A 22,801-nucleotide genomic window follows, 5' to 3' on the forward strand; every position below is an offset into this window, starting at 1 on the left:
GCGGGCTGTCCGGTAGAATTCTCTTTGTGTCGAATTCCTCCGTGTTCATTCGACTGGAGTCAGATCAATCACGATTTCCTGAGGAGAGTACCTGTGAAAATTACCATTGAAACCCTGGTCAAGGCTAAACTGGACACTGTCTGGGATGCCTGGAATAACCCGGACGATATCAAACAATGGAATGCGGCATCAGACGACTGGCACACGACACGCAGCACTGTTGATTTGCGCGTGGGTGGCAGTTTTCTGTCGCGCATGGAAGCCAAAGACGGCAGCTTCGGCTTTGACTTTGAAGGCACGTACACTCGCATTGTGCCGCACGAGCTTATCGAGTACAAAATGAGTGATGGCCGCGAGGTTACCACAACGTTTATTGATACTGCCGACGGTGTGCATATTAATTCAGTATTTGATGCGGAGTCAGAGAATCCACCTGAGATGCAGCGGGATGGCTGGCAGGCAATTCTGGATAATTTTGCAAGGCATGCGCAGTCACTTGTTTAGCCAGGCGCCCGAATGCGAAACACCAGAGGATATCAGGGTTGGCACTATAATCATCAGGAGCTACTGCCAATGAAACAAAACAAGCAGCTTGTACTCGACTTTTATGAGGCTGGTGCGCGGGGTGACACAGATGCTTGCTTCGCGCTTCTGTCGGATGACATCAGCTGGACCAACATCGGTTCTACCCGTTTCTCTGGAACGTTCCAGGGCAAGCAGTCGCTTGCGGAAAACCTTCTGGGCCCATTGTTTGCTCAACTCAAAGCAGGAATATCCACAAAAATCGAACGGCTGATTTCGGAGGACGATATCGTTGTCGCGCAGACAGTCGGTACCGCAGAAACCGTGGATGGACTGCCGTACAACAATAGGTACTGTCAGGTCATCAGGATTAGTGACGGGAAAATCGCATCAGTGACAGAATACATGGACACGGCATTGATCGACTCTATTTTCGGGAAAACCGACGACCATTAATTCGGCGAGCTGCCAGGCCACTATATCAGCAAGCCTATTAAGGATTATCTGTGATGATCGTAAAACGTGTATCGATGGCACTTCTAGTGTCCATGTTAGTCGCCTGCGGTGCCGGAGAAGAGAGCGCCAGGACAATCCATTCAACCGATGCCGTCTACCCGGCCGTCGGGCCGTACTCACAGATGGTACAGACGGGCAATCTCTACTTCCTGTCTGGCGTGATCCCGCTGAACAGTGAAGGGAGTTCTGTTGTGGGAGATGACATTGAACAGCAGACGCGCCAGGTCTTCGAACATATCACCTCAATGCTCGAATCGCAGAGTCTTTCACTGGCCGATGTGGTTATGGCAACAGTCTATATGACAGACCTGGGTGAGTTTGCAGCGATGAATGGTGTTTACGGCGAGTATTTTTCCGAGGCGCCTCCAGCCAGAGCGACTGTTGGGGTGGCCGAGTTGCCAAGAGGGGTGAAAATTGAGATCTCTGTCATCGCCAGCCGGTCGCCCTAGGGTTCGGACTGGCGCGAAGAGTCCAACAAAAAAGGCCTGGTGCAATTTTGCGCCAGGCCTTTGTTCATAGCGGGGTGACCCGCTCTTTTAGCAGCTGTGCAGTTTTAAGGCACACGTGCCGCACGTATTTCAATTTCGATCAACCAGCCATCAACGACCAGATCTTTGATCTCCACGAAAGAACGCACGGGCTTCATCGGGTTCTCTTCGGTTCCGAAGAACTGACGGTAGCCGCGATTGAAGCCGTCAAAATCTACCGTGCCATTGTCACCGGCGACGCCAAAAGCGCGTACCTGGATGATGTCGGACATTGACCAGCCTTCTGCTTCCAGCGTTTCCTTGAAGCCGTTGAAGGTATCAATGGTCTGCTGTTCCATATCGCCCCAGGTGCCATCTTCCATCGGAGATGCGCCCGAGCCGCTCAGATACAGGAATTCGGCATTGGCGGGCACGCGGATGGTGGTGTAGAAATGGCGGCCTTCGCCTTTACGCTCAATTTCCTGCGCCGTGACCATTGCTGCTGGTGCCATAAACATCCCGCCCAGCACTGCTGCCAGAGAGAGTAACTTCAATGCTTTCATACATTTTCCTCTTATTATCCAAATTCATGTCAAATGGCCGCTAAGGTTTGTTGACCAGGCCAGACTCAAGTATGCCATTATTCGACGCCAGCTGCGCCTGTTGTTTGAGCTTACTGCGCTCGTGTCATGCTCCATTCGCGGGTGGTTCCCATGGCCGTAGCCGTGCCAGTCGCCTGATTACCGTTTACAGTGCCTGACATTTCATAAATAACGCCAGAGTCGCCACGTTCCAGCTCAAAGCTGAAGGTGGGTCCGTTGGCTGATCCATTGCTGATCGGCCAGATGCGACCGTCGCTCAACTCAAACTGACCAATCAGGGAGGTACCGTCGGCGTACAGGTCGACGACCGCGGTGACATCGCCATTGGGGCCTGACATGACAAAATTCCACACTCCATCGGCTGAGTTCTGTGCATACAGCGTGGAGCTTATGGTAGCGAGGGCGGTGACCAAGAATACAAAGATTCCGGCTTTCATGGCTGCTTTCATATTTTTTCCTGTTATTGTGTTGATTGGTGTCTATTGGCCGTGCGGGTGATTGGACATGGCCAGACTCAAGTATGCCACTAATCCACTCCCGCTTCATTGACAGCTTGATACTTTCTTGGTTATCACTGAAGGACTGATCGGCCTGGCTTCGTATCTCGTAGTCATGGCAGGCATTAAGCAACTTCCCGGGAGCATATTATCAAGGCGATACAACCCGCAAAAATCGGCGTAGGCACTTTTGTTATACGTGATGGAAAGATTCTGCTGGGCAAACGGATTGGCGCTGACGGCGCGGGTTCGTGGGGGCTGCCTGGCGGCAAGCTCGACACGGGCGAGAGAATTGAAGCCTGCGCCCGCCGCGAAGTTCTGGAAGAAACCGGACTGGAGCTGGCCCAACTTGTTAAATGCGGCTTCTCCGATGATATCTTCACAGAGACAGGCAGGCACTGGGTGACAATATATTTTGGCACGCATTGCCCGACGGGCGAGGTTATAAACCTGGAGCCCGAATTCTGTGAGCGCTGGGACTGGTTTGAGCTGGATAATCTGCCGCAGTCATTATTTCTGCCCCTGAGTAATTTCCTGAAAGACACCAATAACCGCAAAGCAGTGTCTGACCTGCTGGCGCTTCACTCATCCCCGGACTGAGCCCTGTCCAGACATTGTACTCCGCGGTCAGGTTATTGAATTGATCGATCGATCGCAGTGGCGCGGCACAACGCTTTGATTATGGGATAAGTGCGGATGACAGGATATGGGCGATAACCTGGACTTCCTGGATGCTGCGAGCAATATTGTCGCTGTTGCAGCTTCTGGAATCTACCTTACAGGGGAGTACATATGCGCCATCTCATGATGAGTCTTATCGGAATTCTATTGGCTGGTACGGTGTCAGCCCAGTCCAATACCACCACGGCAGACGGACGGGAAATCGCACCGTTGCCGCCCATCACCATCTACCACCTGGAGGCGCGTCGTTCGGAGCGTATCGTCTGGTTGATGGAAGAGCTGGGTTTTCCTTACGAGCTGGAGTTCGTGCGCGGTAATCTCGGCGCATCGTTGATGAACATCCGCCGCGCGAATCCGGAAATGCCGGTGGCACCCACGGTTATTTATGGTGATGAGATTCTGGTGGAGTCAGGTGCCATTATTGATGTGATCCTCAATCGTCATGCGCCGGACCGGCTGCAGCCACCTGTGCACAGTCCGGACTATCCCCACCATCAGATCTGGATGCACTACGCAGAAGGTTCGCTGGCTGCCCGCATGGGCATCGACTATCGAGTATGGCAATCACAGCGGCCGACATCATGATGCACTTCCCGATCAACTACACGTTCCTGATCAATGTAGTGGATCGAAGCCTGTTCCCAAACATCAATGCGTGGATGGAAAAGGTCGAAGCTCGGCCTGCCTATCAGCGTATGGCGGAAATCTCCAAGCCAGACGGTATGCCCAGCCCTCCCGAGCCGCTGCCGGACAGCGCAAGACCGCCGATTACATTGGGTAATTAAGAGGTGTGAATTCTGGACAGTCTCTGTTACTCAGCACATGGGTGACAGAGACTGTTCCAGCGATTAAAACTATTGGCGGGAACTACTCTTCGTCTTCCTCGACACTGCCCAGCCAGCCGCTTCTCAATTCAGCAGCTGTTACGCCAGCGTCCTCATTTACGTCGACCTCAAAATCTCCAATGACCGGATTCAAGGTCAGCGGCAGCGTTTTGAGGATGCCATCACGGAAGAGCGTAAACTCAACTTCCTCACCCGGACTGTAGCGTCTCAGCATTACATCCAGTCCATTGCTGATCTGCACGCCATCCAGTGCAATGAGTTCGTCGCCCGCGTTGATGCCGGCATTCCACGCCGCACCATCCAGGCGTGCGTAAGAGACTACCGGCGGGTTTCCACGGACGGGAGCGTCAATGGATACCTGCACCCGGTCTTCACTAGTGTCCTCGCGCTCCAGCACCCAGCCAATTGACGCCAGCGCCTCAGCCAGTGGCAGGGGTTGCGTGTCATAGACCCAGCCGTCCAGCTGTTCGGCAAGCGCATCGCCACCGGCTGCCGCCAGTCGCTCGCGGAAATCGGCATAGGTGAATCCGCCGCCGCCCAGAGGAAAGTCGTCATACAGCGCGGTCATCACCGTATCCAGGCTGCGCTCGCCATTGCTGATGCGACGGATCTCCAGATCCAGCACCAGGCCCAACAGGCCACCCTGGCTATAAAAGGACACGGTACGGTTAGGTTTATCGGCGGCGCGGTCGGCACCGCGATGGAAGTTTTTGGTCCAGGCTTCAAAGCTTGCGCGCGCCAGTGTGTCCTGACGGTAGCCGGGTGCGTCCACCACGCCAGTGATGGCGCTGGCCAGCTGGTCACGGTAATCGTCGACCGACACCAGGCCGGCGCGTACTGGTAGCAACTGATCGTAATAACTGGTCAGGCCTTCGGCGACCCACAGCAGCTCTGTGTAATTGATGTCCTGGTAATCGTAGCGATCGATTGAAGCTGGGCGGAAGCGCTTGACGTTCCAGGTGTGGAAAAACTCATGTGCCATGAGTCCCAGAAAACCCTGCCAGCGATCCTCGTCCCAGAATGCGCGCGGATCAGTATGGACCAGTGTGCTGTTGTAGTACTCGGTGCCGCCACCGAGACCATCGCCGCTGTGCAGAATAAACAGATAGTAGTCGGTTGGCAGACCCGTGTCTGAGGCCGCAAATACCTCAGCGGTCGCTTCGACCAGTGCCGCCATTTCACTGGCCAGACGCTCTTCATCACCATCCCAGATACCGTGGATCAGGAAATCAACCGTCATGCCTGCGGCTTCAAAGGTGACCAGATCAAACGTTCCGGCTTCTATGGGTGAGTCCACCAGGCGATCGTAGTGAGGGGCCACAAATCGACCGGAGTCCGGCTGTTCCATGCCGCTGGCGGCTCGCCAGCCATCCGGCAGGTCCATGCTGACCTCGATGGGCTCATCGCGCAGCTGGTCGGCGTACATGAATACGGCGGCCGGATTCAGGAAGGCATGATCGGCATCCACATGGCGTGTGCGGTCGGTCAGACTGTCCGCATAGACTCTATAGGTAACGACTACATCACCAGAGCGGGCATTGGGCCGGGTGACCTGCCAGGATGACTTTGCGGTCTGTTCGAATGGCAGAGCATTGCCATTGCCATCAGTGACTTCGATGCCTGAAACCGTGCCCACAAAATCCAGGATCAGATACAGGCCGGAGCGCCAGACCGGCAGGTGAAAATCCAGCGTATTGCCAGTGACATCGCTGAATCGCGCCTCAATATTGACTGTCTGCGTCGCGCGCTCGGACAGGTCTACCTGGTAGTGAGTTTCCTGTGCGCTGGCGCTCCAGCTCAGGCAGCTCAGCACCAGTGACAACATGATGGCTGTCAGGGCAGGGATGTTTGATTGCTTAAGTCTCATAGATACTCCTCCGAATGTCCCGAAGGATAACCCAAAACGGTTGATCAGACACGATAGTGAGCTCAGTTGTGCTTAAATGTTTGAGCAATGATTGGTATAACTGACCCAGAGTTAGCAGCACAATAATAATGCCAGCACCTGCCAGCGAAGGAGAGCACCATATCCGATTGAGCTGCGCTATGACGAGCAGAAATTGGCCCGTCGGGGTATTCCGGTGATTGCACCACCTGAGGTGGCCCAACGTATCCTGCGGCGCCTGCAGGAGCTTTCAGAGCCATTGGGCACGCGAATCGAAATTGAAGGCAATATCGGGGTGATTCGGCCCTGATCAGGGGGCAATGGACAAGCGGTGTGTCTGTCGAACCTGTTCAGCCATCTGCGGATCCACACCTGCCGCTTCGACATAAGCCTGCCAATTATCTACGCTGTCGCAAACCTGCCGTATCAGCGTTCTGGCACGCCTGGGTTTAATCCCGCCCAGCGTGGCCAGCGCCATCAGGTCCTCCAGCACAAAACCATCACGCTTGCCATTGATGCTCATCTGGTGCTGCGCGGTGAATTTACCCTGCGGATTGTAGGAGTAAGCTACATCAAAGGCGGGGGAGAGCCACCATTGTCCCTGAGGATTCATCAGGAAAGCGATGTTCTTGACGTGGTCGTCCTGATTTCTGGCAATGACGTTCAGACTTGCGCGCAGTAATTGCTGCTCGGCGTCTTTGATAGGGTTTTTGCAGATCTGTCGGATGGCCTGCATGGCCTGCTCATAGCTGTAGCTGCTCGGATCGTTGTAGTCGAAGTGACACAGGCCACCCAGGGACAGCATGTGAATCTTTTTGCCCTCGGCAGTCCGGTCGAAACGGCGCGTCATAAAGTGCGCCCTGCCACCTTCTTCATGCAGACGGCATTCTTTCATGTCGATGCCGGCATCTCTGGCCATCAGGTAGTAGGCATACTCCAGCCGTCCAAAACCCTGAGGGTCAGCCAGCTCACGGTCGCGGTTATTGCTGATGCCATCAAATTTCAACAGCCAGTGTTCAAAACCCTCGGGGCCGGCAAGCTGGCCAGAGCGGAACTCGCCGGTATTTCGATTCCAGAGCAGCAGGGCCTTGGCGCGGGCGCCGCCTGCCGAGGTTCCAACACGAAGAATATTCTGCAGATGGTCCTGATCTTCGGTGCTGCCATCAAGCAGCCCAGCCAACTCACCGCGTTGAGACAGCACTTTGTTGGCCAGTTTCGTCAGTGCAGCCACATCCACATGGGAATCATTATCGGCCTGCGGGCCAACCGTTGGTTCGAACTCCAGCGCGCCCATGCCGCGTCTTCCAATGTAGCAAAGTCGCTCCACCGGATTCATGCTGTTGGGCTTTCTGCCCTCAGCCGCCAGCCATGCGTCGATCAGCCGGTTGCCAAACTTGTCAGGCAGACTGTCGGCGACCAGTCCCGGCAGGTTTGAAAAACTGCCTTTGAGCTGGGGGAACTGATAAATCGCCTGGCTCAGTGGCATGGTGATGGGGCTGACTTCGATGCCAGAGTGGCGAAATGCCTCATCGTATTCAAATACGCCGAGTTCGCGTTCATCATCCCAGACAACGGCGCCAATCGTTTTTCCCCACAGCCGGACGGCAGCGCTCATCAGGGCGTCTCCTGCTCATCCCAGGACCAGGCGGGCATGGGTTTAACGGCTTTCTTGCGCGCTCGCTGTCGCGACTTGTCTTTACTGACCCGTTTGCCGGGCGATTTAATCGCCTGCATGGGAGTGATACCTGCGCGGGGGAGTATCAGTTCGAGTGAATCCGCCTGACCAAGTGCCTGCAGAAGACGAACCAGTGTTTCCAGCGAGCCGCCGTTGCCGGCTTCAAAACGGCGCAATGTGCGGACAGCGACGCCGGATTTTTCCGCCAGTTCGTCCTGGGTAATGTTTTGCTGCAGACGGCTGGCCGCGACGCGATCGCCGAGTTCTCGCAGGACTATGGCAGGAGGCGCTATTGTAAAATCTATTTTAGAGGCCATATATTGCCTTTAATATCGATAATATGCGAATAAGAGGTCAGAAGTGGCTAATAAAGATGATGTTTTAAGTGCCTGTTGATCGTGCTATTGGATGTAAATAAAAGGTCATAATATGCCTATTAATACGATATATCAATATCAAAAGGCCATATATTGCCTTTTATAAAGGTGTTTGTGAATGCTGGTGGAAAAAAGAAACATTGACACGGACCCGGTGCTATATTCGATTTTCGTCTCGAGAACGCTAATCAATCTAAGGGAATGCCAATGAAATATCGCGAACTTGCAGAATTACTGGGTGCACTTTCTCCCGAGGTCAAAGCCAGTCTGGCCAGTGATCTGGCCGAAAGTCTGGGTTCCCACACAGCCCTGCCTGCGGTGTCTGCTGATCAGGAAGTTGAGTTTCATAACCCGATCTCGGTAATGGCACTGGAAAATGAAAAGGTCCATCAAGTCCTTTACGACACAATCATGCGTATGGATATCGACATGCGTAAAGACATTCCCATGGCGTGGAATATGGTTGTTGGCGTGTCGCCTGAGATGTTGAAACACATGGGTCCAGACATCAGGACCCTGGATGCTGCTACCGCGAAGGAGATCCTGGATCTGGAAATGGACCGAGTCAGGCGATTGCTGGATGCCTGTACTGGCCTGCAGGGCTTTCTGGTATTCAACAGTATCGGCGGTGGTAAGGGCAGTGGTCTGGGTTCGTTGATTTTGGAGCGAGCGTCTAACGAACTTAAAGAGTAAAAACTGTGCTAGTGGGTCTGCGCCAGCGGCGCAGACTCTTGTCGTCCAAACTGCTCACGGTAGCGTCTGGGTGACACTCCAATCGCCGCCCGAAAGTGATGGCGCAGATTGCTTGCATTGCTGAACCCGGACAGTTCGGCCACTTTCTCTACATCATGTCGCGTGCTTTCCAGCAGCTGACGCGCGGCGTCCAGTCTCTGTGTGGTCAGCCATTCCTTGGCGGACACGCCAAATGTGTCCCTGAACTTACGATCGAACGTGCGTCTCGACATCCGCGCTTTTTCCGCAAACTCGTCGATGCCAATCGGACGGGAAAGGTTGTTCATGGCCCAGTCCAGAGATCTGGAAAACTGGCTGGGTTTCTCTGGCATTGGAGTTTCCACAAACTGGGACTGTCCGCCCTGGCGATGGGCGGACATCACCAGGCGGCGTGCCACACGATTGGCCACGCGGTAGCCGAAGTCACTGCGAATCACCTCCATGCCCAGGTCGATGGCGGCAGCACTGCCTGCTGAGCAGCCAATCTGCCCGTCGTAGACGTACAGCACGTCGTCTTCATACTCGATCTGCGGATAAAGCGTCTTGAGTTTGTCCGCATAACGCCAGTGGGTTGTCGCCTTGCGCCCATCCAGTATTCCCAGCTGCGCCAACAGGAAGGCGCCCGAGCAAAAGGTCAGGATACGTTTGTCAGAGTTGTGGGCGTTTATCAGCTCCGAACGGATGGCCTCGGGTACGGGTTTGCCGTCGGTCGACCAACTCGGGATGACGATCATGGAGTAGTCGGCAAGGCTGCTGACTGTCTTGACGGCAATGCTGACGCCGCCGGTGCCGACAATAGAACCCTCGGCGAACGACACCACGTCGCAACGATACCAGTCGTCCATTTCGGGTCGTGGCAGCGCAAACAGCTCTACAGCGCAGCCCAGTTCAAACAGTGCGATCCGGTCGTGTACCAGAATGGCCACACGATGCATTTTAATGTCTCCCTGAGTGTTTGGCTGAATATATACGAATATTGTCCTTTCAGCCAATGTCCTGATAGCTCCATGCGTTAGACAATAGCTTCGAACCGTCAGACAGGGACGGACAATCCCGAACGTAAACAGGAGGTATCATCATGTCATCAGCCGTATCCCGACCACCCGCCGCCGACAGTGCTTCAGCTCTGGCGCACTACGAGAGCCTGCTGCAGTTTGAAACAGACTGCTGGGATGTACACCATGCCATCAGCAACAAGCGGCAGGATTTTGTGCTGCTGGATGTCAGAGGTGAGGAGAGTTACCAGCAGGGGCACTTGCCGGCAGCTATTCATCTGCCGCACAGCAGGATCAGCGAGGAAACACTCGCGCAGTACCCGGCAGAGACTCTGTTTGTTGTTTACTGCGCCGGTCCTCACTGTAACGGTGCCGACAAAGCCGCAATCCGTCTGGCACGCCTGCAGCGCCCCGTGAAAAAAATGATCGGTGGTGCCACCGGCTGGCTGGATGAAGGCTTCAGCTTGGAAGTTGGTAAAAATGTCTAGCAATATTGTTGTCCGTCACGCAGAGCCCGACGACAGTCGGGCTGTACTCGGCTTAATGCAGGGGCTGGCAGAATTTGAAGGTTATGCTGAAAGATTCAGAGTCACTGAGGCAGCACTGTATGAAGGTCTGTTTGAACGACGCAGCTTCAATGTACTGGTTGCCAGCGTCGAGGGCAGGCTGGTGGGTATCCTGACCTACTATCACCTGCCATTCACTTACGACCTGACCCCTTGGGTCTACATGAAAGAACTGTATGTCGAGACGGATTTCCGTGGCGCCGGCGTGGGCAGATGTTTGATGAATAAATTGATTGCTGAGTGCAGGGCACGGGGTGGACGCAGGATTCGTTGGGACGTGCTGTCCGATAACCTGCCAGCCAAAAGGTTTTATCAAACGCTGGGTGCCCGACATGACTGCAGCTGGGAGTTGTATGCGCTGGATCTGAGTGAGGCAACTGAAGTTGGGCTTGAATTGAGATAGAGATGACAGGAAGTTGAAATGCAAATTAATGTCGCAGTGGTTAATGCGTTTGTCGATGGTGCGGCTGATACTGGTGCCGCAATGAATGGCGCAGCTTTGGAAAATACTATCGGTGGAAATCCGGCGGGCGTTGTACTTGATGCGGATAGTCTGACATCTATTCAAAAGCGGGAGATCGCCAGAAAAGTGGGCCTGTCAGAGACCGCCTTCGTCTCGAAGTCTTCGGTGGCGGACTTCAAACTGGAGTTTTTTACCCCGACACGACAGATTGCTCACTGCGGACACGCGACGATCGCGACATTCAGTTACCTGGCAGAGCAGGGCCTGGTGCCGGCCGCAAATACGTCGAAAGAGACCATTGATGGTTGCAGAGGTATCCGGATGCAGAATGGCTTTGCTTACATGGAGCAACTCAAGCCTAAGTACATTGACGTCACTGAGGACGAAACAGCCATTTTGAAATCACTGCGGCTTGCAGGCGGCAGCGTGACGGTAGCTCCAATTATCGCCAATACCGGAAACTCATTTGTCCTGGTGGGCGTTCGGGATCTGGAAACATTGAAGCGCATTCAACCCGATCAGATTTTGATCGAAGAATTGTCGGAGAAGTGGGACTTAATCGGGTTTTATGTGTTTGCGCAGGAAACCTGCCATGCCGGCAGAGATGCCTCCGCCCGGATGTTTGCGCCGCGCTATGGCATCCAGGAAGAGTCGGCCACTGGGATGGCCGCAGGGCCACTGGCCTCTTTTCTCCACGACCATCTGGGTATTCACAAAAGAGCTTTTGAAATTGAGCAGGGCTACTGCATGCCAAATCCGTCGCCTAGTTGTATCCACATTACACTTGAGAAATCGGGTACTCAAATCACGTCTCTGTCAGCAGGCGGGCGTGGCGTCTTGAGCAGAATGCTGCAGATAGAAATAGATGCGACGCTGTGATCAGAGCTCGGCGATCCATGCCACGGCAAGATGAAACGAGCCAACCTGTTTGTCTGCCAGCAGAAAGCCTATCTGTTCGACTTTTGCGGCATCAAATACGGGGCCAGGCAGGTTGCGGCCCCTAAAAACAGGCTTCAGACCGGAAAATGGAATGGGTATCTCTAGCCACTGACCCTTAACGGTATCTAAACCGAAACTGTAGGCAATTCTGGAGCCCTGGTAAGAGGCGTCCGTGTACAGCCGGAACTGGTAGCGGCGACCATCACCACGAACGCAGAGCATCAATCCATGCAGCTTGCTCAAATCCTGACGGTGCTGCCCGCGGATGGATGCAAAGCCACCGTTGTTCTCCAGCGAAATGACACCGGAAAAGTGCAGGCAGCCGTCGGCGATCTCTGGAGCGCTGTTCGAACGGCCGCCCATGACCTCATCGTCTATGGCGCGCCAGTTGGTTTGGGACACGCTATTGGAGAAGTCGAGCAGAACTGTGTCTGGTGTTTGCCTTGAGTTCATGTTGGCAAGCTACCGTCTTTGTCGACGCTTGGCAATGCAGCGATCACAGGCCTGCTGCGCCGTCAGTCAGACGCGCGGCAGCCACATCCCGAATGTTGCACTCAGCACACCGCCAAGCATAACAACACTGAGCAGAGCCACGCCGCTGGCGGTCATCAGCTTCTGAGTTGCCGACCCGTGTGCCTTTGCCCGCAAATACACTTCGAGAAAGAGCAGGGGGACTATATACGTCAGTGTATGCAACGCTGTCAAAAATGGACCGGTAAAACTCACCGGGTCAAAACCGACGGGCGCTCCGTGCAGGCCCAGCCAGGCCATCATGCCAATCCGGAACAGCCACACACCACTGACCGCCACGAACAGACGCAGGGCCCAGACACGGTGGCTTGCAAACTGTCTTCGGCGCGCAAATTTGAATGCCATGACCGCGCAGAGCAATATGATGCCGCCATTAATCATAAGCGCCGTATGTCCGAATGCACCGCCAGCTACCAGGTCAGTTCGCGTCACAATCATGTAGGCACCGCTCAGGCTCATTACGATTGCGATCAGAACATAAATACGGCCGTTCCAGCGGTGCAAAGCGGGCAGACGCCGACGAATACCCGGTAACAGCTGAAGCAAGCCACCCATTGTAATCAGCGCAGCAAACATCACATGCGTAATCACGGCGACATTGCCCGGGCCGTCGCCCTCGATGTAGCCGGCCGGCATCACCTGATTGAATCGCGCAAAATTACCCTGCAGGGTGGAACCGTAGTAGAACATAACGATATACATAGAAAATATCGCCTGTCCCAGCAGGACTGTCGCAAACCAGCATCTGGCGGCTGCATCCAAGGCCTTGCTGGCAAACACCGGGGACCGCCACCCCGAATCGAGCATCGCTTGTGATGTCATAACTGACTTTCTCCCTTGTGGTACTATCGTCCTGACTCACCACGAATGCAGGACTACGCCACCCAGTATCCGCATTGCCAGATCGTAGTCTTGCCGTTTTGGAAATCGACCAGTTTTAAGTTGACGACTATGTGGAAAATCAGCTCGCTGCCTGACGAACTAACAGCTGGAAGGCCCCGGGACGCGGCGTCAGTTGCTACCTCACTGATTTACCGCTTAAAGGATATTGAACCAGTTGTGCTGCTTTGGTGGTGTTTCGCCCTGGCCACCCTGAGTGCATCTCTCGCCCGTTATTATCCGACTGATACCGGATTTACCTACGTCGCACTAGTCATCACCGGCGCTGGTCCCTGTGCCTGGTTATGGTTTCTTAGCAGAGCACTGTTTCGTGACCGTAAACACCTGGGCGTAGGCGTATTCAGTCTGGTACCGCTTGTTATTGCTATTGAAGCCGCCGCTGCGTTGACCCCGTTTAGCGGGGCTTCCGTGTTTGCCACGGAGGCTGGTCGCATCATCCGCAATGCCGAAGCGCTGGTCTGTTTTACCGCTATCGCATTTGTCTGGCGTGAGACCCTGCATGGGTTTTCGGGACAGCCAAACGCGGCGGAGCGCCGTGTCAGAGTGCTTTTTTTAGCTGGATTCAGCCTTCTCGTTGGTGTTTCACTGCTGTGGGTGTCAGGGGCCGCGCCAGGTTCTATTGCGGCAGAGTGGCAGGACACCATGCTGACCCTTTGCGCGCTGCTTACGCTGATAATTAGCCTACTGGCTGTGCAGTTTCGTTTGCGCCACCCGCTGCATGAAACTGCCGGGCCGGGGAGAAACCAACGCGCGAGCTCTGTCGAAGGGGAGTCGGTTGAGCTGGCCAGCCGGATTCTCACCGCCCTGAAGGACGATAAACTGCTGACGTCAAGCTATCTGAAAGTGGCTGATCTGGCAGAACACACTGGGGACCAGGAATACAAGGTAACGCGGTGTATTACCAGCCACCTTGGCTACCGGAACTTTAACCACCTGGTGAACAGCTTCAGGATAGAACGGGCCAAACGCCTTTTCGAGGATCCGGAGCGTCAGCGCATGACCATTGCCAGTATTGCTTACGATTGCGGGTTTAACTCTCTTGGCCCATTTAATCGGGCTTTCCGACAGCATACAGGTGTCACCCCCAAAGAATATCGTCAGCGATCTGGTGCGGCCTGAGACGGCCTGTCAAGAAGATGCTTGGCGAGGTGATTGGCTGGCTCGATGATGAGGCTTCCTGCTGAAGTCTGAATAGACCGATGATTCGGATGCATCATGAGTAATTACATTGAATTCCTGAAAGAGATGTTTGCCGAGTTTGGCGACATTCGCGCGAGGAAAATGTTCGGCGGTCATGGCATCTATCACAATGATCTGATGATCGGTCTGGTCGCAGATGACATGCTCTATCTGAAGGTCGACGCTGTGACGGTCAGTAAGTTCAGGCATCGTGGTATGTCGCAGTTCATGTACCAGAAAGGTCAGAAGATGGTCGGCATGTCCTACTATCAGGCGCCCGAAGAAGCCCTGGAAGACCCGTCAGAAATGCGGCACTGGGCGGCCCTGGCGTATGAGGCTGCGCTTCGGTCGAGAAACTGAAAGCCGGGCTGGTCAGCACGAATATCACTGCTTGCCTGCCCGGTACCGAGCTTGTTGTGCCTGTCAACCAGATGGCCTCAGCTATTAGACTATCGGCTAGTTGTACCGAGCTTGATCGTCTGGTCTTATTGCTGACTATCTTAGTCCCGGGCCATGGCTCGTAGCCGAGAATCTCACTATGCAACCTGGATCGACATTTGTGACTGTGTTGGCCTGGATCTTTATTATTTTCGCCGGGTTTGCGACCCTGGTCTCACTTTCACAAGTCGTGATGGTATCGATCATATTTAGTAGCGAGGAATTACAGATAGCCAGTCTGTTGCTGCAAGCCAATTCGCTCTCGGACCTTATTGTTGCGCCGGAGGGTGGTGGTTTTGAAGGGGTCGAGCAATTTGGCACTATTTTACTCTGGTTCAGTGTGGCACTCGGCATTGCCATCAGAAACGAGTTTGTGCAATTCACTTCAGAAGATATGAGCGGTCCGCAGGCCGCCATCCAGTCATGAACATGTGGGCGGCGATACTCAAGAACGCGCAAGTGTGTTGCTTCACTGCCTGGGTGCCATGTCAAATCAAACGCCACAGATTGGTAATGGCCGTCATCGTGTCGTTTTTCGCGTTGTTTATGTCAATCGCACACGCCACCGTTGAGCCCCCAGTCTCGGACGTCCGCCAGCAATACGAGCTTCCAGCGCTGAGCATATCAACTTTCCTCGGCCGTTGGCTCGATTCCGTCAACTTGCGTTATAAGCCGGCAGGTGCGCATTCAGCGTATTCTGATAGCGAAGCTATGCTGGAGATGTTGCGGGAGGCTGCGCAGCGCTGGGAGAGAGTTAGTGGGATCAGATTTGACGTCGAGCTGGCCTCAGTTGCTGCTCCTGACGAGACAGATGTTATCGTTAGCTGGCAACATGCTGCGGGTGAGACCTGGGCCGGCAGGGCCGGCCCAGATTTTGGTGATTATCTGGAAAGTCGTGGATATTTCGAGTTTTCAGGTGGTGATTTAACCCTTAATAGCGCCGGCACCTGGTCCTCAGATCCATACGAAATGATGTCGATTCTTACTCACGAACTGGGCCACCTCCTGGGTTTGGGGCACTCTGAAAATCCGAACTCCATCATGTTTGCGAACCCCTACAACAGAATGGCATTTCCTATGGCTGACGATGTACGTGCTGTTCAGGTGCTGTATGGTCATCCCGATGCGGCTTTCGACTCAAGCTACATACAACCGCCTGCCGCATCTGCAGCGAAAGTCAGACGATTTATGGGGTCGGAGGCTGCCAGTCTGTTACTCGGAAGTTTTCAAGATTCCGACAGTATGACCGCCGCTTCAGTGATCAACGATGACACTCCCGACGATTCCTGGTTAATTCTGAAGACGCCGGTCCTGTCGACTGACGGTTTGCGAGCGCGGCTTGATATTGTGGGTCCAGACGGGATGCTGCATTCCAGTTTGCCTTTTGCGCCGGGCTGCCATTGGTGTTACTACCTCAAGGCCCTGGGTTTGGCCAGCTATTTCAAGGATTTTCCAGGTACCTGGTCAGTTTTCCTGCGCGAAGACAGTGCGCTGGTTTCCGAGCCTGAGCTTCTGTTCGCTACCTCATTTGAAGTGGATGCTTTCCGGCAATACAACCGCATCCCAGAAGCCAGAGCACTTGTTGAAAAGGCGGATACGCCCTATAGCATCAATGTGAAAGTTTTTGCAGACGATCCAGAGGGTGACGACATTATTGTGCGTTGGCATTTGCCGGAGCCCCGCAGCGACAAGGACGGTGATGGCATTGCAGACTACCATCTGACAGAAGACCTGGGCGGCAACATGCAGTCTGCGTGGCAACAAATAGACTTTAAGCGTCCGGGAATACACGAATTTTTCATTCAAATAAATGACAAGGCGGCACGATACGAAAACAGACCTGGCTTGGAGCAAAATACCAGAGCAGGGAAAGGTTTCCAGACCTTATTGAAAGTGACAGTCACGGTGCCCATTCAATCCAGTGCTGACATCAAAACCGTGTCATCCTACGTGCCGGATGGTCGCAGGCGATGGCTTTCAAGTCTGAATGGCGTTCAGGCGCATCCGGACTATCAGCTGCCTTACCAGCGCATAGGCACGATCGGCGATGGCGAACAACGTCTGTATTCATGTGTCAGGGTAACGACACGAGGTGAACCTGACCCCGGTTTTGCTGAGAATACAGACGTTACGTTTGTGATTACTTCCGTGGGTGAAGGTGAAATTCAGTTACAGGCCAGCAGAGCGTCGGCTCCTGTGCCCGGGGCAAATCCCACACAACAACGCTGCAGCGGCCGGTTTGAGACAAGCACTGGTCTATATACAGATATCATAAGGCTCGGTGAGCAGATTCTGGATGTTGAGTTCACAATGACAGACGACACCGCATTAACCTTCCGGCTTCAGGGCCTCCGTGAACTGCTGCCTCGAATCTGAGTGTTTGGTCTGCCAGGACAGGCTGATGCTGGAAGGCTGCTTATTCTTTCACACGCTTGAAGTTCTCGCTCAACTCATTGAGTGATATCTGCCTTATTGGTTTTGATTGTGACCAGCCGCCACTGTGCCCCTTAAACTTCGCAGCTCCATGTGAATATGGACATCCCTGATCACGTGTTCTATAAAGTAGCGTTTTATATAACGACCTTGAGTAGCAAAACGCGTCGTTCAACCACAATCGAATGCAGAAATTGAGAGTATTTATGAGCCTGGGGCACCGGTCAGCATGTTGAACGACCCAGAGATTGATCAGCAGCACCGTGAGTTTGCCCGCAAGATGCTGTTGGCCTACTCGCTGCTGGCTGTACTTCTATTGCCGATTTATCAGGTGTTGGACCTGATGTGGACTGATGGCATTCCTTCCTTGTGGTGGAGCAATGCAGCCTGGCGTGCTCTGGCTGTGATAACGGCGCTGTTCGGACTGTTGTGTGTATTCAGGCGGCAGGATGGGCAGGGCGCACCTTTAATGTTGCGCCTGCTGGTTATGAACGTGATGTTGATGATGTTTGGACTTTTCATCAGCAACTATTTCGCACCTGATGGCAATGTCACCCTGATGGTGAATGGACTGATCATTATTATCTTCGCTGCGGCGCCTGCCTGCCTGCGTGGGGCTCGCGAGTTGTTGCTGATTTTTGGCGTACCTTTTATTGCCACTTTGCTGTTGATGGGGTGGCTGGATCAGTCGTTTCGCGATAGCAGCTATGTCCTTTATAACGTAGTCACCTCACTGATCATCGCGCTGATCATCTCAGAACTGCTGTTCCGCACCCGAACCGCCCTGTTTGAACAGCAAGTTGAGTTGCGCAAGTCGGCTGCAACTGACCCGTTGACCGGAATGAACAATCGACGCTTTGTCGAGCCACAATTACACAGCGAAATTGCCCGGGCACGGCGATACAACAAGACATTTTCTGTGGTGATGGCCGACCTGGACCGCTTTAAGCGCGTTAATGATGATCACGGTCATAATGTTGGTGATGCGGTACTGCGCCTGCTTGCCATCCGGATCAGTGAAACCATACGCGATGAAGATCGCGCTGTGCGCTGGGGCGGGGAGGAATTTCTGATACTGATGCCTGAGATAAATGCAGAACAGGCACTTCTTGCTGCTGAGCGTATCCGACGTGCTGTCAGCGCCAGACCTTTTGAAATTGATGGTCTGTCATTAAGCATCACAATCAGCCTGGGTGTGGCCGAATACGCTGGCGAAGAAAATCCTGAAACTCTGATAGCCAGAGCAGACAAGAACCTCTATCGAGCCAAGGACGAAGGTCGCAACCGCGTGTGTGCTGATCCTTCGTAAAACTTTTTCCTGCGTTACGTTGTTTCTTCATGCGCTTGGTCGGTGAAGGCCGACAAATGAAATTCTGCGGCTTCTTCGACCTCTTTGACGCCAGTTGCACTGACTTGCGGCACCTCGCCGCCTGCCAGTACCTCAAGAACTGCATGTACGCCCTGTGATAGGGAGGTCAGGTTATACCCGCCCTCCAGGACCAGCGCCAACCTGCCATCGCAATGTTTTTCTGCAATCCTCTGCACAATGCTGGTGATGACCTTAAAGCCATCATAAGTCAGGTTCAGGGCCATATCGTTGCGGTGGGGGTCAAAACCCGCTGAAACCAGCACCAGGTCCGGTTTGAAATGGTCGGCTGCTGGAACGAGAATCTCTCTGAAGGCCTTTTCGAATGCCACATCACCTGCCGATTCCGGAAGTGGCACATTGATGGTGTAACCCTCGCCGATGCCTGCGCCAACTTCTTCAAGGTGGCCCGATCCTGGGTAGAAAGGCGCGGCGCAGTGAGTATCAAAAAACAGCACACTGGAGTCAGCCCAAAATATATCCTGAGTGCCATTGCCATGGTGCGCATCCCAGTCGATGATCAGAATACGTTCGCAACCTAACTTGGCGTGCGCGTGCGCGGCCGCCACGGCAACATTATTGATCAGGCAGAATCCACGCGCGCGCACCGGCTCTGCGTGATGGCCCGGTGGCCTGACCAGTGCAAATGCACTGTCAGACTTGCCTTTAACCACCGATTCTACGGCGGCGATAGCCAGCCCTGCGGCCATGACGGCTGCCTCAATGCTGTCCGGCGATACGGCGGTTGTATCCGAGTCCAGCCAGGCACGTTTGCCGGTCAGAGAGAACAGATAATCCAGATAGGCACTGGTGTGAACGCGTGCCAGTTGTTTGTAGCTCGCTTTTGGTCCGGTTCGGTACTGCACGCCAGGTATGGGGTTTTCATCCAAGTAGGATTTGACTGCAGAAATGCGGCCCGGATGTTCAGGATAACTCCACTTGAAGTCCAGCTCGCTGAGGATGTGCCTGACGCGTTTTTCCACGCGGCTGGGGACGTAGGGCACGTCAACCTCAGGGTTGTGGCCAAGCATGACCTCATCGTAAAACACATTGACAGTGCGTGTAGTCATCAGCTGATTTCCCCTTTTTGTTGTGTCAGCGAGTTCGGCTGTTTTCAAGTGGTGTCACTCGTCTCACTTCAGCGCTTCCTTCACATTTTGTGTGAAGGCGGCGGCGCGAATGCCGGTTGTTACGAAGCCAAGACGCGTCCATGCCTGTTTAGCTTCTTTGTTTGATGAGGAGTACTCCAGCACCAGGTCGTAGGCACCACGTTCATCTGCAAATTCAACCAGGCGTTTTAACAATGACCGGAAGACACCGAATTTACGATAATCGGGCTCCACCCAGATATCGTCAATGATTGCCGAGCGATACTCTGCCACAGTGGCCTGCTCCCAGATACTCTGGCTGGACCAGACGGTGACGTCACCCATGCCAATCAGTCCGACACCGGGCAAATCCGCGACCACAATACGTTTGTCTGGCGACTCAAGCGCCGTCTCCAGCACTTCGTACAGGCGTTGATACTCTGACTCCTTGAGCTGCATTTCCAATCCACCGTTCACATGCAGCGCGAGCCTGGTCAGAAAATCCACCAGCACTGGCAAATCCGCGGTGACTGCATCGCGAATTGTGAAGGCTGGCTTGGGTATTCGGGAGGCCATGCCAAGGTCCTGTAAAAGTGAATGTCAGCCCCATGGTACCAGCATAAACATGCAGTGCTCCAATCACACGGTTCAGATAGCTTCGAGCCTCTGATCCGAATACGTCCAAGCTGTTTGGGCAGCAACGATTACAATCAAGATATTGAAAATATTTATAAATATACCGATAGTATGACAATCAGATTGGAGCAGGTTTTTAACGTGACCAACAGCAAACAAGGCGTTTTAATTGTTACCGGTGCGAGCCGCGGTATTGGTGCGGCGACTGCCCGCATTGCCGCCGAACGCGGTTACGCTGTCTGTGTTAACTATCACAGGAACCAAGCAGCTGCGCAGTCCCTGGTCTCTGAAATTGAGCATGGCGGTGGACGCGCGATTGCAGTAGCGGCAGATGTGTCCAGCGAGTCAGATGTCATTAGCCTTTTTGCAGATGTGGACAATGCTTTTGGGCCAGTCACCGCGCTGGTCAACAACGCGGGAATTCTGGAAAAGCAGACGCGTGTCGAGGACATCGATGCCGCGAGGCTAAACCGGATACTGGCTACCAATGTTATTGGAAGCTTTCTTTGTGCCCGTGAGGCGGTAAAACGCATGTCAACGCGACATGGCGGGCAGGGCGGTGCGATTGTCAATGTATCATCCGCGGCCTCCAGACTTGGTTCGGCTGGTGAATATGTTGACTATGCTGCCTCCAAAGGCGCCGTTGATACGCTGACAATTGGATTGTCGCGTGAGGTGGCTGGCGAAGGTATTCGCGTAAATGCAGTGCGTCCTGCGTTCATCTATACAGATATGCATGCCGATGGTGGAGAGCCAGGTCGCGTTGATCGCATCAGTAAATCGCTTCCCATGCAACGCGGCGGCCACCCCGTAGAGGTGGCACATGCGATTATGTGGTTATTGTCGGAAGAGGCTTCATATACAACAGGGACGTTTATTGATCTGGCGGGAGGGCGATAGCCTGTGACTGAGCGTCAGAGACAACACTTTAGAGGCAACAAACAACATCTGCCCAGTAAACCCTGCAAGACCTGCGGTCGGGAAATGAGTTGGCGCAAGGCCTGGGCCAAAAACTGGGATCAGGTGCTGTATTGTTCGGACAAGTGCCGGGCCAGCAAAAATAAATCTGCTGGCCCCTGATCTTACTCTGCCAGACTTTCGTAAATGATATCGCGTGCCACCTCACCCATATTGGCTGCGCCAGGGCGTCGCGGGCCCTGAGCCTGAATCATGGACAGCCAGAAAATGTCATTGACCGGATCAATCCAGAATGAGGTGCCGGCAGCGCCTGCCCAATAATAGGTGCCTGGTCCTTGTGGTGAACCGGCGGCTTGTGGATCGTAAAGCACGGCCATGTCAACGCCCCAGCCCTGTCCAGGCTGGCCGGGACCACCAATGCCGTAGCGCATGTCTTCATCACCGGTCAGGCTGTTGGTGCTCATGATGCGGACGGATTCCGGCTTCAGGATACGCACGCCATCAAGCTCGCCATTATTGACCAGCATCTGGATAAAACGTGCGTAGTCATGAGTGGAGGAAACCAGACCGCCGCCACCAGACTCCAGTCTGTCAGCGTCCAGGTAGCTGGGTCGATCGGGGCGCTCGGCCTGCTGGGCCAGTGTATTGCGCTCAGCATCCCAGTAGTGAACCTGTGCAAAACGATCGACATCTTCCGGCAGCACATAGAAGCGTGTATCCATCATGTCCAGCGGCTCAAACAGATGCTGCCGCAGATATTCGCCAAAGCTCATGCCGGTCAGCTGCTCAACAATGTAGCCCTGGATGTCCATGCCAATAGAGTAATACCACTGCTCGCCGGGTTGTGCCATCAGCGGGATTGCGGCGACTTTCTGGATGAGTTCATTCAGGTCGCTGGACGCCAGCACTTCCTGCTCGCGGAATGCCTGATTCGCCGGGTCATTGCCAAACAGACCGTATGCAAAACCAGCGGTGTTGCTCATCAGCTCACGCATGGTGGGCTGGCGCTCAAGTTCTTCCAGTTCGACATTGCCATTGTTGTCGTAACTGGAAAGCACTTTCAGATTGGCAAACTCAGGGACATGCTTGCTGATCGGATCATCAAAATCCCACAGGCCCTGCTCCCAGAGCATCATCATGGCAACGCCGGTTACCGGTTTGCTCATGGAGTAAATTCGAAACAGTGAGTCTTTGGTCATGGGTGTCTGATCATCAATACTGGCGAGTCCGGCAGCCTCGAAGGTGGCGATCTGACCATCCTTGCCCAGCATCCAGACCATGCCGGCCACGTCCTGATTCGCCACGATCTCGCGCATGGCGTCGTCCAGTCTCTCAATGCCTTCAGCAGTAAAGCCAGCCGCTTCAGCGCCAACTTCGGCCTGGGGCCAGGAGTCCGCGTGTAATGGCATTGCCAGGCAGGCTATGAATAAAGCGCTGAACAGTTTTTTGAAGCAGGGCGGCGGTGTGGGTAGTTTCATGAGTTATTCCTGGACTTTTTCTATTATTGGAATGGCTGGCTTGCCGTAGGATAACCCAAAATACGTCTATTT

At 54.0% G+C, this 22,801-nt stretch carries 28 protein-coding genes; 17 read left to right on the plus strand and 11 right to left on the minus strand.

Translation table 11 applies throughout. The features are described from left to right. Positions 1 to 93: 93 nt before the first annotated feature. The 3 genes from LVD14_RS09490 to LVD14_RS09500 all read left to right on the plus strand — a co-directional run bounded on the left by LVD14_RS09490 (position 94) and on the right by LVD14_RS09500 (position 1,487). Positions 94 to 504 carry an SRPBCC family protein gene (locus LVD14_RS09490; protein ID WP_237133848.1) on the plus strand — a complete coding sequence of 137 codons (411 nt, stop codon included), beginning with the start codon at positions 94 to 96 and terminating at the stop codon, positions 502 to 504. A gap of 69 nt (positions 505 to 573) precedes the next feature. Then, the gene (locus LVD14_RS09495) at positions 574 to 978 is read left to right on the plus strand and encodes a nuclear transport factor 2 family protein (RefSeq protein WP_237133849.1); all 405 of its coding nucleotides are present in this window, start codon (positions 574 to 576) and stop codon (positions 976 to 978) included. Positions 979 to 1,031: 53 nt separating this feature from the next. After that, on the plus strand, positions 1,032 to 1,487 hold the full coding sequence (locus LVD14_RS09500) for a Rid family detoxifying hydrolase (protein ID WP_317622161.1): 456 nt from the start codon (positions 1,032 to 1,034) through the stop codon (positions 1,485 to 1,487). A gap of 104 nt (positions 1,488 to 1,591) precedes the next feature. Here LVD14_RS09500 and LVD14_RS09505 read toward each other — a convergent pair whose 3' ends face one another. Next, positions 1,592 to 2,068, minus strand: a complete 477-nt coding sequence (locus LVD14_RS09505; protein WP_237133850.1) for a Rid family hydrolase — start codon at positions 2,066 to 2,068, stop codon at positions 1,592 to 1,594. 110 nt (positions 2,069 to 2,178) lie between these two features. Beyond that, positions 2,179 to 2,556, minus strand: a complete 378-nt coding sequence (locus LVD14_RS09510; RefSeq protein WP_237133851.1) for a hypothetical protein — start codon at positions 2,554 to 2,556, stop codon at positions 2,179 to 2,181. Between the two features lie 222 nt (positions 2,557 to 2,778). On the opposite strand from LVD14_RS09510, the gene LVD14_RS09515 reads away from it, so the two are divergent. From LVD14_RS09515 to LVD14_RS09525, 3 genes are all read left to right on the plus strand, one after another. Then, entirely contained in the window at positions 2,779 to 3,204 is a 426-nt protein-coding gene (locus tag LVD14_RS09515) for a nucleotide triphosphate diphosphatase NUDT15 (RefSeq protein WP_317622729.1), read from the plus strand. Between the two features lie 192 nt (positions 3,205 to 3,396). Continuing rightward, complete coding sequence (locus LVD14_RS09520; RefSeq protein ID WP_237133852.1) at positions 3,397 to 3,870, plus strand: glutathione S-transferase N-terminal domain-containing protein; 474 nt, start codon at positions 3,397 to 3,399, stop codon at positions 3,868 to 3,870. Next, positions 3,843 to 4,070 (plus strand): hypothetical protein, encoded by a 228-nt coding sequence (locus LVD14_RS09525; RefSeq protein ID WP_237133853.1) that lies wholly within the window; start codon positions 3,843 to 3,845, stop codon positions 4,068 to 4,070. The genes LVD14_RS09520 and LVD14_RS09525 overlap by 28 nt, the downstream gene beginning before the upstream one ends. Before the next feature lie 82 nt (positions 4,071 to 4,152). On the opposite strand, the gene LVD14_RS09530 is transcribed toward LVD14_RS09525, so the two are convergent. The 3 genes from LVD14_RS09530 to LVD14_RS09540 all read right to left on the minus strand — a co-directional run bounded on the left by LVD14_RS09530 (position 4,153) and on the right by LVD14_RS09540 (position 8,007). Next, positions 4,153 to 5,997, minus strand: coding sequence for a M61 family metallopeptidase (locus LVD14_RS09530; RefSeq protein ID WP_237133854.1), 1,845 nt, complete (start codon positions 5,995 to 5,997; stop codon positions 4,153 to 4,155). A gap of 328 nt (positions 5,998 to 6,325) precedes the next feature. Then, positions 6,326 to 7,630 (minus strand): type II toxin-antitoxin system HipA family toxin, encoded by a 1,305-nt coding sequence (locus LVD14_RS09535; protein ID WP_237133855.1) that lies wholly within the window; start codon positions 7,628 to 7,630, stop codon positions 6,326 to 6,328. Beyond that, positions 7,630 to 8,007, minus strand: a complete 378-nt coding sequence (locus LVD14_RS09540) for a helix-turn-helix domain-containing protein (protein ID WP_237133856.1) — start codon at positions 8,005 to 8,007, stop codon at positions 7,630 to 7,632. The genes LVD14_RS09535 and LVD14_RS09540 overlap by 1 nt, the downstream gene beginning before the upstream one ends. 267 nt (positions 8,008 to 8,274) lie before the next feature. Here LVD14_RS09540 and LVD14_RS09545 point away from each other — a divergent pair, with 267 nt between their 5' ends. After that, positions 8,275 to 8,760 (plus strand): hypothetical protein, encoded by a 486-nt coding sequence (locus LVD14_RS09545; RefSeq protein WP_237133857.1) that lies wholly within the window; start codon positions 8,275 to 8,277, stop codon positions 8,758 to 8,760. Positions 8,761 to 8,768: 8 nt separating this feature from the next. Here the strand turns inward: LVD14_RS09545 and LVD14_RS09550 are convergent, their stop codons facing one another. Next, positions 8,769 to 9,734: a helix-turn-helix domain-containing protein gene (locus LVD14_RS09550; protein WP_237133858.1), complete on the minus strand. Its 966-nt coding sequence runs from the start codon at positions 9,732 to 9,734 to the stop codon at positions 8,769 to 8,771. A 143-nt stretch (positions 9,735 to 9,877) separates the two neighbouring features. Here LVD14_RS09550 and LVD14_RS09555 point away from each other — a divergent pair, with 143 nt between their 5' ends. Genes LVD14_RS09555 through LVD14_RS09565 form a run of 3 tightly spaced genes read left to right on the plus strand, consistent with a single transcriptional unit; the run spans position 9,878 to position 11,702 of the window. Further along, positions 9,878 to 10,282, plus strand: coding sequence for a rhodanese-like domain-containing protein (locus tag LVD14_RS09555; protein WP_237133859.1), 405 nt, complete (start codon positions 9,878 to 9,880; stop codon positions 10,280 to 10,282). Beyond that, positions 10,275 to 10,763: a GNAT family N-acetyltransferase gene (locus LVD14_RS09560; RefSeq protein WP_237133860.1), complete on the plus strand. Its 489-nt coding sequence runs from the start codon at positions 10,275 to 10,277 to the stop codon at positions 10,761 to 10,763. The genes LVD14_RS09555 and LVD14_RS09560 overlap by 8 nt, the downstream gene beginning before the upstream one ends. A gap of 18 nt (positions 10,764 to 10,781) precedes the next feature. After that, complete coding sequence (locus tag LVD14_RS09565) at positions 10,782 to 11,702, plus strand: PhzF family phenazine biosynthesis protein (RefSeq protein WP_237133861.1); 921 nt, start codon at positions 10,782 to 10,784, stop codon at positions 11,700 to 11,702. Here LVD14_RS09565 and LVD14_RS09570 read toward each other — a convergent pair whose 3' ends face one another. Together LVD14_RS09570 and LVD14_RS09575 are read right to left on the minus strand one after the other, a co-directional pair. Next, positions 11,703 to 12,215 carry a CIA30 family protein gene (locus tag LVD14_RS09570; protein ID WP_237133862.1) on the minus strand — a complete coding sequence of 171 codons (513 nt, stop codon included), beginning with the start codon at positions 12,213 to 12,215 and terminating at the stop codon, positions 11,703 to 11,705. It abuts the gene before it with no gap. 66 nt (positions 12,216 to 12,281) lie between these two features. Then, complete coding sequence (locus tag LVD14_RS09575; protein WP_237133863.1) at positions 12,282 to 13,115, minus strand: DUF2306 domain-containing protein; 834 nt, start codon at positions 13,113 to 13,115, stop codon at positions 12,282 to 12,284. Positions 13,116 to 13,244: 129 nt separating this feature from the next. Here LVD14_RS09575 and LVD14_RS09580 point away from each other — a divergent pair, with 129 nt between their 5' ends. From LVD14_RS09580 to LVD14_RS09600, 5 genes are all read left to right on the plus strand, one after another. After that, positions 13,245 to 14,312 (plus strand): helix-turn-helix domain-containing protein, encoded by a 1,068-nt coding sequence (locus LVD14_RS09580; RefSeq protein WP_237133864.1) that lies wholly within the window; start codon positions 13,245 to 13,247, stop codon positions 14,310 to 14,312. Between the two features lie 96 nt (positions 14,313 to 14,408). Beyond that, positions 14,409 to 14,732 carry a TfoX/Sxy family protein gene (locus tag LVD14_RS09585; RefSeq protein ID WP_237133865.1) on the plus strand — a complete coding sequence of 108 codons (324 nt, stop codon included), beginning with the start codon at positions 14,409 to 14,411 and terminating at the stop codon, positions 14,730 to 14,732. Positions 14,733 to 14,931: 199 nt separating this feature from the next. Next, positions 14,932 to 15,237, plus strand: coding sequence for a hypothetical protein (locus tag LVD14_RS09590; protein ID WP_237133866.1), 306 nt, complete (start codon positions 14,932 to 14,934; stop codon positions 15,235 to 15,237). A gap of 119 nt (positions 15,238 to 15,356) precedes the next feature. After that, complete coding sequence (locus LVD14_RS09595; RefSeq protein WP_237134643.1) at positions 15,357 to 17,186, plus strand: matrixin family metalloprotease; 1,830 nt, start codon at positions 15,357 to 15,359, stop codon at positions 17,184 to 17,186. 286 nt (positions 17,187 to 17,472) lie between these two features. Next, complete coding sequence (locus LVD14_RS09600) at positions 17,473 to 18,552, plus strand: GGDEF domain-containing protein (protein ID WP_237133867.1); 1,080 nt, start codon at positions 17,473 to 17,475, stop codon at positions 18,550 to 18,552. Positions 18,553 to 18,566: 14 nt separating this feature from the next. Here LVD14_RS09600 and LVD14_RS09605 read toward each other — a convergent pair whose 3' ends face one another. Further along, positions 18,567 to 19,679: a histone deacetylase gene (locus LVD14_RS09605; protein WP_411268273.1), complete on the minus strand. Its 1,113-nt coding sequence runs from the start codon at positions 19,677 to 19,679 to the stop codon at positions 18,567 to 18,569. Between the two features lie 63 nt (positions 19,680 to 19,742). Continuing rightward, a complete protein-coding gene (locus LVD14_RS09610) occupies positions 19,743 to 20,273 on the minus strand; it encodes a GNAT family N-acetyltransferase (RefSeq protein ID WP_237133868.1) in 531 nt (176 codons plus the stop codon). A gap of 201 nt (positions 20,274 to 20,474) precedes the next feature. Between LVD14_RS09610 and LVD14_RS09615 the strand changes: the two genes are divergently transcribed. Next, the gene (locus LVD14_RS09615) at positions 20,475 to 21,233 is read left to right on the plus strand and encodes an SDR family oxidoreductase (protein ID WP_237133869.1); all 759 of its coding nucleotides are present in this window, start codon (positions 20,475 to 20,477) and stop codon (positions 21,231 to 21,233) included. A gap of 3 nt (positions 21,234 to 21,236) precedes the next feature. Then, positions 21,237 to 21,413: a DUF2256 domain-containing protein gene (locus LVD14_RS09620; protein WP_237133870.1), complete on the plus strand. Its 177-nt coding sequence runs from the start codon at positions 21,237 to 21,239 to the stop codon at positions 21,411 to 21,413. A gap of 2 nt (positions 21,414 to 21,415) precedes the next feature. Here LVD14_RS09620 and LVD14_RS09625 read toward each other — a convergent pair whose 3' ends face one another. Beyond that, complete coding sequence (locus tag LVD14_RS09625; RefSeq protein WP_237133871.1) at positions 21,416 to 22,729, minus strand: serine hydrolase domain-containing protein; 1,314 nt, start codon at positions 22,727 to 22,729, stop codon at positions 21,416 to 21,418. Between the last annotated feature and the right edge of the window lie 72 nt (positions 22,730 to 22,801).

It is taken from the genome of Pseudohongiella sp. O18 (genome assembly GCF_021729085.1).
Classification (GTDB): Bacteria; Pseudomonadota; Gammaproteobacteria; order Pseudomonadales; family Pseudohongiellaceae; genus Pseudohongiella.

Excerpts from the sequence above, each read along its gene's own strand:
- LVD14_RS09575 (WP_237133863.1), bottom strand. The coding sequence starts at position 13,115 with ATGACATCACAAGCGATGCTCGATTCGGGGTGGCGGTCCCCGGTGTTT.
- LVD14_RS09570 (WP_237133862.1), bottom strand. The coding sequence starts at position 12,215 with ATGAACTCAAGGCAAACACCAGACACAGTTCTGCTCGACTTCTCCAAT.
- LVD14_RS09560 (WP_237133860.1), top strand. The coding sequence starts at position 10,275 with ATGTCTAGCAATATTGTTGTCCGTCACGCAGAGCCCGACGACAGTCGG.
- LVD14_RS09565 (WP_237133861.1), top strand. The coding sequence starts at position 10,782 with ATGCAAATTAATGTCGCAGTGGTTAATGCGTTTGTCGATGGTGCGGCT.
- LVD14_RS09500 (WP_317622161.1), top strand. The coding sequence starts at position 1,032 with ATGATCGTAAAACGTGTATCGATGGCACTTCTAGTGTCCATGTTAGTC.
- LVD14_RS09520 (WP_237133852.1), top strand. The coding sequence starts at position 3,397 with ATGCGCCATCTCATGATGAGTCTTATCGGAATTCTATTGGCTGGTACG.
- LVD14_RS09535 (WP_237133855.1), bottom strand. The coding sequence starts at position 7,630 with ATGAGCGCTGCCGTCCGGCTGTGGGGAAAAACGATTGGCGCCGTTGTC.
- LVD14_RS09585 (WP_237133865.1), top strand. The coding sequence starts at position 14,409 with ATGAGTAATTACATTGAATTCCTGAAAGAGATGTTTGCCGAGTTTGGC.
- LVD14_RS09525 (WP_237133853.1), top strand. The coding sequence starts at position 3,843 with ATGGCAATCACAGCGGCCGACATCATGATGCACTTCCCGATCAACTAC.
- LVD14_RS09510 (WP_237133851.1), bottom strand. The coding sequence starts at position 2,556 with ATGAAAGCAGCCATGAAAGCCGGAATCTTTGTATTCTTGGTCACCGCC.
- LVD14_RS09540 (WP_237133856.1), bottom strand. The coding sequence starts at position 8,007 with ATGGCCTCTAAAATAGATTTTACAATAGCGCCTCCTGCCATAGTCCTG.
- LVD14_RS09600 (WP_237133867.1), top strand. The coding sequence starts at position 17,473 with ATGTTGAACGACCCAGAGATTGATCAGCAGCACCGTGAGTTTGCCCGC.
- LVD14_RS09595 (WP_237134643.1), top strand. The coding sequence starts at position 15,357 with ATGTCAATCGCACACGCCACCGTTGAGCCCCCAGTCTCGGACGTCCGC.
- LVD14_RS09580 (WP_237133864.1), top strand. The coding sequence starts at position 13,245 with ATGTGGAAAATCAGCTCGCTGCCTGACGAACTAACAGCTGGAAGGCCC.
- LVD14_RS09555 (WP_237133859.1), top strand. The coding sequence starts at position 9,878 with ATGTCATCAGCCGTATCCCGACCACCCGCCGCCGACAGTGCTTCAGCT.
- LVD14_RS09530 (WP_237133854.1), bottom strand. The coding sequence starts at position 5,997 with ATGAGACTTAAGCAATCAAACATCCCTGCCCTGACAGCCATCATGTTG.
- LVD14_RS09495 (WP_237133849.1), top strand. The coding sequence starts at position 574 with ATGAAACAAAACAAGCAGCTTGTACTCGACTTTTATGAGGCTGGTGCG.
- LVD14_RS09625 (WP_237133871.1), bottom strand. The coding sequence starts at position 22,729 with ATGAAACTACCCACACCGCCGCCCTGCTTCAAAAAACTGTTCAGCGCT.
- LVD14_RS09610 (WP_237133868.1), bottom strand. The coding sequence starts at position 20,273 with ATGGCCTCCCGAATACCCAAGCCAGCCTTCACAATTCGCGATGCAGTC.
- LVD14_RS09545 (WP_237133857.1), top strand. The coding sequence starts at position 8,275 with ATGAAATATCGCGAACTTGCAGAATTACTGGGTGCACTTTCTCCCGAG.
- LVD14_RS09550 (WP_237133858.1), bottom strand. The coding sequence starts at position 9,734 with ATGCATCGTGTGGCCATTCTGGTACACGACCGGATCGCACTGTTTGAA.
- LVD14_RS09605 (WP_411268273.1), bottom strand. The coding sequence starts at position 19,679 with ATGACTACACGCACTGTCAATGTGTTTTACGATGAGGTCATGCTTGGC.
- LVD14_RS09505 (WP_237133850.1), bottom strand. The coding sequence starts at position 2,068 with ATGAAAGCATTGAAGTTACTCTCTCTGGCAGCAGTGCTGGGCGGGATG.